The 8,588-nt window shown below is 62.6% G+C and carries 5 protein-coding genes; 3 read left to right on the top strand and 2 right to left on the bottom strand.

Annotation, left to right across the window (positions count from 1 at the left end; all coding sequences use genetic code 11):
* The 3 genes from V5B39_RS20825 to V5B39_RS20815 all read left to right on the top strand — a co-directional run.
* A partial coding sequence (locus V5B39_RS20825) for a response regulator (RefSeq protein WP_332344752.1) occupies positions 1-687 on the top strand: 687 nt, incomplete at its 5' end.
* A gap of 76 nt (positions 688-763) precedes the next feature.
* On the top strand, positions 764-1,186 hold the full coding sequence (locus tag V5B39_RS20820; RefSeq protein WP_332344751.1) for a thioredoxin family protein: 423 nt from the start codon (positions 764-766) through the stop codon (positions 1,184-1,186).
* A gap of 200 nt (positions 1,187-1,386) precedes the next feature.
* On the top strand, positions 1,387-7,341 hold the full coding sequence (locus tag V5B39_RS20815; RefSeq protein WP_332344750.1) for a DUF4011 domain-containing protein: 5,955 nt from the start codon (positions 1,387-1,389) through the stop codon (positions 7,339-7,341).
* Between the two features lie 346 nt (positions 7,342-7,687).
* Here the strand turns inward: V5B39_RS20815 and V5B39_RS22355 are convergent, their stop codons facing one another.
* On the bottom strand, positions 7,688-7,831 hold the full coding sequence (locus V5B39_RS22355) for a DUF4351 domain-containing protein (protein WP_434735744.1): 144 nt from the start codon (positions 7,829-7,831) through the stop codon (positions 7,688-7,690).
* A 119-nt stretch (positions 7,832-7,950) separates the two neighbouring features.
* Positions 7,951-8,142, bottom strand: coding sequence for a hypothetical protein (locus tag V5B39_RS20810; RefSeq protein ID WP_332344749.1), 192 nt, complete (start codon positions 8,140-8,142; stop codon positions 7,951-7,953).
* Between the last annotated feature and the right edge of the window lie 446 nt (positions 8,143-8,588).

Here is an 8,588-nt window from a genome sequence, read left to right as displayed (position 1 = left end):
GCCGCCGAAGCCGCCGCACGGCGCGAGGCCGAACGTCAGGCCGCCGAAGCCGCCGCACGGCGCGAGGCTGAACATCAGGCCGCCGAAGCCGCCGCACGGCGCGAGGCCGAACGTCAGGCCGCCGAAGTCGCCGCACGGCGCGAGGCTGACCGCCTGGCCATAGAAGAAGCCCTTCGCCAGGAAGAGAACGAACGTCAGGCCGTTGAGGCCGCGATCGAGCGCGAAACCCAACGTCAGGCGGCCGAGGAAGCCCAGCGTCGAACCCTGGCAGCCTCGGCCGCAGCACTTGTACCGAAGATCAAGACCGCGGAACAAACCGTGGTGATGATTGCCGACGACTCGAAGGTGGTCCGGGTCAAGACCAGCCGCCTGCTTACCGCACACCGATATCAGGTTCTGATGGCTGAGGACGGTCTGGACGCGGCGCGACAAATCGAGGTATCGCCCCCCGACGTGCTGGTCACCGATGAGGACATGCCGGGAATGAATGGACTGCAATTAGCGCGCCAGTTGCGTGCCAATCCTCGCACCGCGCGTCTCCCGATCATTCTGGTGACCTCCGACAACGAACAGCTACGCGCCAATGCGGCTGCCGCCGGAGTCGATGTGGTGCTCGGCAAACCGTACCCCGAAGAACAACTCATCAGCCACATTCAACAACTCCTGCGAAACCTGTCTGACGCTTGAAGACGGCTGGACAACAGCGGCGTGATCGAAGTCCGCAACCCAAAACCGCCAGGAGAGCGAGGACGTCATTGACGTGATGCACCACCCGTTATTCCCGAACGGCGCCGCAGGTGCCGTTGCGGAATTCCTGGTCGTCTGCCTGTGTGCCGAATGGTGCGGTGTTTGCCGGGAATATCGCAGCGGTTTCCAGGAAACTGCCGGGCAGTTTCCTGCGGCAAGTTTTCACTGGCTGGATATCGAGTTGCACGCAGATGACCTGGGTGACCTGGAGGTGGAAAACTTCCCGACACTGCTCATCAAACGTCAGGAATGGGTGCTCTTCTACGCCAGCATGCCCCCTTCTCCAAGTCACCTGCAACGCCTCCTGAAGACCTTCCTGCAACAAAGCGCAGACGAGAGCCGTGCCTATGCGCATGCCAGTGTGGAACGGCGCTGCTGGCAAGCAAACGAAGACCTGCAACGACTTGGCCCCGATCAACTGGCGAAAATCTGCGGATAGGCTGCCTGCCTGCAGACTACCCGAATCCACGACTCAACGAAACATTGAAAACATGTCAACCATTGCCTTGGGCCTTGCCATCCTCCTGCAGACCGTCCGCCATCCGAGTGATTTCCATCCTATGGGCAGGAGCGAGGTTAACATCACTCATCTCAAAGTGACCGGAGCTGGATCCGTTTCACTGCCACTGTGACGAGGCGATGGATCAAGGCAAGCCGAGCAAGCAGCAGTTGACGCCTCTGCGCATTGACGCTGAACTGATCGCGAAACTGAATCTCGCAGACTTTGAAAACGCGGTGCCGATGCTCCGCGAACTGAGTATCGTCAACGACGCAGACGAGGTGCTCGACAGTCTGGAACTGCGCATCGAATCGACGCCGGCGTTCCTGCAAACGAAGGTTTGGCAGATCGAAACGATCGAAGCAGGCCAACGCTACCCTATCAGCGATGTCGATGTACGGCTCGACGCAGCGTTGCTGACCCGCCTGACCGAGACCGAAACGGCGACGGCCTCCCTTATCCTGCGTCGCCGTGGCGATACCGCCTGCGAACTGGCGCGACTCGAACGCTGTGTGCAGCTCCTGCCCCGCAACCACTGGGGCGGGCTGTCACAACTCCCGGACATGGTCGCCGCCTTCGTGCAACCCAATGACCCGGCAGTCGATCGCCTGCTCAAGCAGGCCGCCGAGGTGCTGCGCAGGAACGGTCGCAGCCCGGCGCTGAATGGCTACCAGGGCGGTCCCCGACGAGCCTGGGAAATCAGCTCCGGCATCTGGAGTGCCGTCGCCGCCATGGGACTCGACTACGCGCTACCCCCGGCGAGCTTCGAACACCGAGGCCAGAAGGTGCGCGGACCAACCCAGCTTGCCGAGTCGGGACTCGCGACCTGCCTCGACCTGGCGCTCCTGTTCTCCTCGGCAATCGAGCAGGCCGGTCTGAATCCGCTACTGGTGTTCGCCAAGGAGCACGCCTTCGCCGGCGTCTGGCTCAAACCCGAAGAGTTTTCGAGCAGCGTTGTCGACGATGTGTCGGCCCTGCGCAAACGTGTCAAGCTCAAGGAATTGCTGCTTTTCGAATCCACCTTGGTGACGCAGCGGCCAGCACCGGCATTTTCCTATGCCGTCCAGTGCGGCGAACAGAACATCGCCACGGAGGATGTCTTCGAACTCGCAGTCGACGTCCGGCGCGCCCGCCTGCAGCGAATCAAGCCACTGGCCAGTGTTGACCTGCCCAGCACCGCGACCGTCGGTGGGCCACCCGCGACACTGGAACCGACATTCGCCGAAGCGCCCGAACTGCCGGACGAAGACATTTTCGGCGCAGCGGACCCGGCGATGCTCAAACCCGCCGATCGCCTCGCGCGCTGGCAACGCAAACTGCTCGACCTGTCGCTGCGCAACAAACTGCTGAATTTCCGCAGCAGCAAGCAGGCGCTGACGCTCGAGGCTCCCGACGCCGCGGCGCTTGAGGATCGGCTGTCGGAGATGCTGCCCTTGAAGCTGCTGCCCCGGCCCGAGCTCATGGACGGCGCCGATCCGCGCAATCTGGCCATCCACGAAGCGCGCGAGCGTGAAGACCTGCGCCGCCAGCATGCCCTTGACGCCCTGCAACGCCGGGAGATTTTTGTCGCGATCGCGGACGATGAACTCGACAGCCGTCTGGTCGATCTCTATCGCACGGCTCGCAGCACGCTCCAGGAGGGCGGCGCGAACACCCTCTTTCTCGCACTCGGTTTCCTTTGCTGGAGCCGCGATGAAAAGTGCAACCAGCGGAGCAACCCGCGTAGCGAGCAGCGGATCGGGCAACACTACCGCGCACCGCTGTTGCTGGTGCCGGTGACTTTGAACCGCCGCAGCGTCCGTTCGGGTTTCACTCTGACCTTGCATGACGACGAGCCACGCTTCAATCCGACGCTGATCGAGATGCTGCGCCAGGATTTCAAACTCAGTCTCGGGGTAGCCGACAGCGAATTGCCCAGGGATCAAGGTGGCCTCGACGTCGCTGCGATCTGGCGATCGGTATCGCAGGCGATCAAGGACATCAAGGGCTGGGAAGTCAGCGAAGAAGTCGTGCTGTCAATGTTCTCATTCGCCAAGCATCTGATGTGGAAAGACCTCAGCGAGCGAACCGAGCAGTTACGCGACAACCCCGTAGTCCGCCATCTGATCGACACGCCACGCGAGAGCTATCCCGCGCAACTGCCTTTTCCCGATCGCACCCGACTGGACCGCGAGTTCGCGCCGGCGCAGATCTCCTGCCCGCTGGCCGCGGATTCATCGCAGCTTTCGGCGATCATCGCCGCTGCGCGCGGCAAGGACTTCGTCCTCATCGGACCACCGGGAACCGGCAAGAGCCAGACCATCGCCAACCTCATCGCGCAGTGCCTGGCCGAGGGCAAGCGCGTCCTCTTCGTCTCCGAAAAGATGGCCGCGCTCGATGTGGTCTACCGGCGCCTGCGCGAAGTCGGCCTCGGTGAATTCTGCCTCGAACTGCATTCCAGCAAAGCCAGAAAGCTCGACGTTCTGGCGCAGTTGCAGGCAGCCTGGACGGCTCGGGGCCGCATCGATGCCGACGCCTGGCATGCCGAAGCGCAGCGCCTGCAAGGGCTGCGCGATCAGCTCAACGTCTATGTCGAACGTCTGCATCTGCAACACCCAAACGGCATGACGATTTATCGGGCCATCGGGCGCGTGCTCGAGGGTGCGGGCAGTGGAACGGACAGCAAGGTGCCGGTACTGAACCTGTCGTGGCACAGTGCCGATGCTCACGATGCGGCTGCAATGACCGCGATGCGGGATCTCACCGACCGCCTGCAGGTCAATGCACAGGCAGTCGGTCAGACGGATCTCAGGAACGGCCCGCTGGCGGTGGTCGGACACGCCGATTGGTCGCCAAGCTGGCAACAAGCTTTCATCGAGACCGTGCGCGATGTCCAGCGCGCACTGCACGTTCTGCAGAATGCAGCGGAGCACTTTTGTGCAGTCAGCGGACTGCCACGCACACCGCTCGACCGTCGCCAGCACGCTGCCCTCGGCATCCTCGCGAGAATTCTGCCGCAGGCCGCAGGCCACGATTGGCGATTCGTCCTGCGCACCGACGCTGCAAGCATTGTCGAACGTTTGCAGACCGGTCGGAATTTGCTCGCCAGACACCGCGAAATGAGCGGCCAAATTTCGCCGCCCTGGCCGGAAGCCATCGTCAGTGCCTGTTGGCGTGGACTGGCCTTGCTGCAGCAACGCCGCGAGATCTTCACACAGATCGGTGAGCCCTGGTCGGCCGCGGTAATTGAGGATCTACAGCAGGGCCTGCACCTCCTCGCCGAAATCCGCCGTCTGAGCGGACAGTTGTCGGTCGTGTACGACCCGCAGGTCGAGCAGTTAAACGTGGCCCAGCTCCAGAGAGACTGGGTAAAGGCCGAGCAGGCCATGTGGCCGATGTCCTGGCTAGCCAAACGCCGGGTTCGCGCGACACTGCAGACCGTCCTGGCCGATACCGGCGAGCCGGAGATTGCCGGCGACCTGCTGGCGCTCGCCAGGATCCGATCGCTGCGCGCGCAGGTACAGACGCTGGCGATCAGCGACGCGACCGACGGCGTCTGGGCCGGCCTCGGAACGCAGCCAGAACATGCCAAGTGCGCACTCGATTTCCAACAAGCGCTGCGAGCCCTGCATGTCGAGCAGCCCTGCAGCCAGGTTGATCGCTTCCCTGCGGTCGCCGACGGTCGCTGTAGCGACCGCCTGGCTCGACAGTTGAAACAGCTCTACCGCTTGCAGGCACTCGATGCCGAGCTGCAGACGCTGGACCCTCTCGGCCCGCCCACCGAGCAACTCTGGGCCGGTCTTGCTACCCGTCCGGAACGCCTCACCGCAGCGCTCCACTTCCAGAGTGCGCTGCAGGCGATTCGCGAGTCCGGCCCACTCGCCGGCGCGCACGCAAGCGTGGCGCGTGGCCACTGCGGATCTACCTTGGCGGCAGACCATCACTGGCTGCAGCAACGCGCCGGCGTCGAAGAACAGCTTGACCGTTACGAAGACCTTCGCGAAGTCGGTGCCGGCCTCTGGTGTGGTCTGCATACCCACATCGAGCAGCTCGACCAGGCACTGAAGTTTCAGGCATCCATCGCAGCGGCAATCGCCAATCTCGCCGACTCATCGGACGAAGTCACCGCCGTCAGGACATCGCTGCAGCCTCTCCTGGGCGACAAGGGCGCATGTCTCGATCCCGCTGGCCCGCTCGCCGGCGCTGCTGACGGATACCTTGACGCCTGCGGTGCGCTGCCACCAATGATCAGTCGTCTCTGTGCAACCGGCAGCTTTGCGGAAGAGACCCGTCACACGTTCGCGGACATCCCGCTCGATCAACTGGCTCAGCGCTGCACTGCGATCCTTTGCGAGGCAAACCGGTTGCATGCTTGGTGTGCCTGGCGCAAGGTTGGTAAACACGCGCGGGATCTCGGCCTGGCGCCGCTGGTCACGGCGATCGAGAAAGGAGAAATCGCGCCGGGCATGCTGCGCCATGCTTTCGAGATCAACTACAGCCGCTGGTGGCTGAACGCGGTGGTTGATGAGGAACCGGTCATCCGCGCTTTCGTCGCTGCCGAACACGAGCAGCGCATCCACGATTTCCGCGCTCTTGACGAGCGTTTTACCGAACTCACGCGGGCACGCGTTCGCGCCGGGTTGTGCGCCGCCTTGCCGACACAGGACGGGGGAACCCGCAGTTCCGAATGGGGGATCCTGCGCCACGAGATCAACAAGAAGAAACGGCATCTGCCGCTGCGCGAACTGATCCAGCGCATCCCGACGGCGCTGACGCAACTGACACCGTGCCTGCTAATGAGCCCGCTGTCGATTGCCCAGTACCTGTCTACCGACGCCAGCACCTTTGATCTCGTGGTCTTCGACGAAGCCTCGCAGATCCCGGTCTGGGATGCCATCGGCGCGATCGCACGTGGCCGCCAGGTGGTCATGGTCGGCGACCCACGGCAGTTGCCGCCGACCAACTTCTTCGACCACGCCGAATCCGAATTCGACGAAGAAGATGTCGAGACCGACCTCGAAAGCATTCTCGACGAATGCATCGGTGCCAACCTGCCAACGATGAACCTGGCCTGGCATTACCGCAGCCGCCACGAAAGCCTGATCGCCTTCTCGAACCACCGCTATTACGGTGGCTCACTGGTGACCTTCCCTTCGCCGGTCACTACCGACCACGCAGTGAGTTTTCATCACGTTCAGGGCATCTACGAGAGAGGCAGCGCGCGCATCAACAAGCCCGAAGCGAAAGCGCTGGTTGCCGATCTGGTCAAACGCCTGAAGTCCCCTGGTTTCCGGGAATCACGGCTGACCATCGGTGTCGTGACTTTCAATGCCGAGCAACAGGCGTTGATCGAGGATCTGCTCGACGAAGAGCGGCGCCGTGACCCGTCGATCGAACCGCACTTCGCCGACGCGGAACTGGAGCCGGTGTTCGTCAAGAACCTGGAAAGCGTCCAGGGCGACGAGCGCGACATCGTCTACTTCTCGATCACCTATGGCCCCGATCACGCGGGCGTCGTGTCGATGAATTTCGGCCCGATGAACCGCACTGGCGGCGAGCGGCGGCTGAACGTTGCAATTACCCGCGCCCGTCATGAACTGCGGATCTTTTCGAGCCTCAGGGCCGAACAGATGGACCTCGCCCGCACGCAGGCCATCGGCGTTCGCGATCTCAAGCACTTCCTCGATTTTGCCGAACACGGCGTGCCGGCGCTGGCCACGGCCACGACTGGCAGCCTCGGCGGTTTCGAAAGTCCGTTCGAGGAAGCCGTCGCCACCGCGCTCACCCACCAGGGTTGGGAATTGCACACCCAGGTCGGCGTCTCGGCCTTCCGCGTCGATCTGGCGGTCGTCCATCCCGATGCCAAGGGCGTCTACCTGAGCGGCATCGAATGCGACGGCGCCACCTATCACCGCGCAGCGACCGCGCGCGACCGCGACAAGCTGCGCGAACAGGTATTGCGTGGCCTCGGCTGGGAAATTTTGCGCGTTTGGTCGACCGACTGGTGGATCGATGCCGCCGGCACGCTCGAAAAAATCGACACCGACTTGCGCAGGCTACTTGAAAAGAGCCGCAGCCAGCGCGCCACGGAAGCCACAGCCGCCAGCCCGCCGTGACACATTCATCCTGTTTGCATGGCTCTCAAGATCGCTAACTGCTTGTCGGCGAGAGCCACTCGGCCATCCGCGAAAAGGACATGGGCCGTCAGGCATGACCTTCAGCACCCAGTGTAGAGCGTGTTCAGTGAGCAGATCGCGGCATCGGCACCATGGCAGCCCAGCCGGGCTGGGCAAGAAGAGCCGAAACGAAACTGTATGCTGCAATTGATCTTCATTCCAAAAAATAGTGTGTTGGTGCTTCTGGATGAAGCAGGCCGAATGGTACTGCAGAGGATTTAATCCGTGCAGCCCCTTTGGGGTCGCTTTTTGACTGTCGCCCTCTTTACACGGGCGACACGAGGTGTCAGTGCGTGCTTGACCCGAATATGTCATCCAGACTCCGGGCGTCCAGCACCCGATCCAGCCACCTTTCAATCTCTTCTCGTGGCGCCCCGGCAATACGGGCAACCATCTCCGGAGGGATCGCACCGAAGCGCCTGGCGAGCAGGTGCTGAAGGGCGAACGCTTCTCCTTCCTTGGCGCCCTTCCTGGCGGCCCTTTTGCGCGCCCTGTGCCTCGTAGCTCAGCGCCCATTCTTCCAGTCCAGTCGTTCAGACAACATGACTTTCAGCTCCTGTAAGTCGTCGGTCTCGGGGGGAGAATACGGTATTCGGCCTGGCGCATCAAGGTCGCCCGGATCCAGAAGGCGAACATTCGCCGCAGGTCCGGACGGTCCACCAGCCACTCTTCCAGCAGACCGAGCAGGACCCCGATGGCTTCCGGAGATGCCGGGTGTTCGATTCGGAACACCGCCGCCACGAGGTTCTTCAGCGAGGCCAGTTCGCTGTCGGTATAGGAGTTTTTGTCCCCCAGCAGGTATCGGAGGCGGGGGGGTACTGTCCGACCAGGCCCGGCACCGGTGGGATCAGGTCAAAGACGTCGGTCGCTGCGCTCCAGTGCCGACGACCGTTGTAGAGGACGATCGGCAGCACCGGCGGCAGGCGGTCATCGGCCCAGCAGTTCTCATTTCAAATTCCATGGTAGCGGGTGGTGAGGGTAGAGACTGTTGGAAGGGGTAAGTCAGCCGGTGTCTGGGGCGTTGGGAGCGAGGCGCTGCTGCATGAAGCGCATGAGGTGATCCCCCCTGTGTCAGACTAGTTGTCGCCTCGATAGGATCTGAAACCGGGGGCAATAACGAGGTGAGGAAATGGCAAGATACGGACAAGTGATGAAGGATCGGGTGGTAGCGAAGCTGTTACCACCGG

This window comes from Accumulibacter sp. (assembly GCF_036625275.1).
In the GTDB taxonomy this organism is placed as follows: domain Bacteria; phylum Pseudomonadota; class Gammaproteobacteria; order Burkholderiales; family Rhodocyclaceae; genus Accumulibacter.
This window is presented reverse-complemented; position numbering and strand designations above follow the sequence as displayed.

Excerpts from the sequence above, each read along its gene's own strand:
- V5B39_RS20820 (WP_332344751.1), top strand. The coding sequence starts at position 764 with ATGCACCACCCGTTATTCCCGAACGGCGCCGCAGGTGCCGTTGCGGAA.
- V5B39_RS20815 (WP_332344750.1), top strand. The coding sequence starts at position 1,387 with ATGGATCAAGGCAAGCCGAGCAAGCAGCAGTTGACGCCTCTGCGCATT.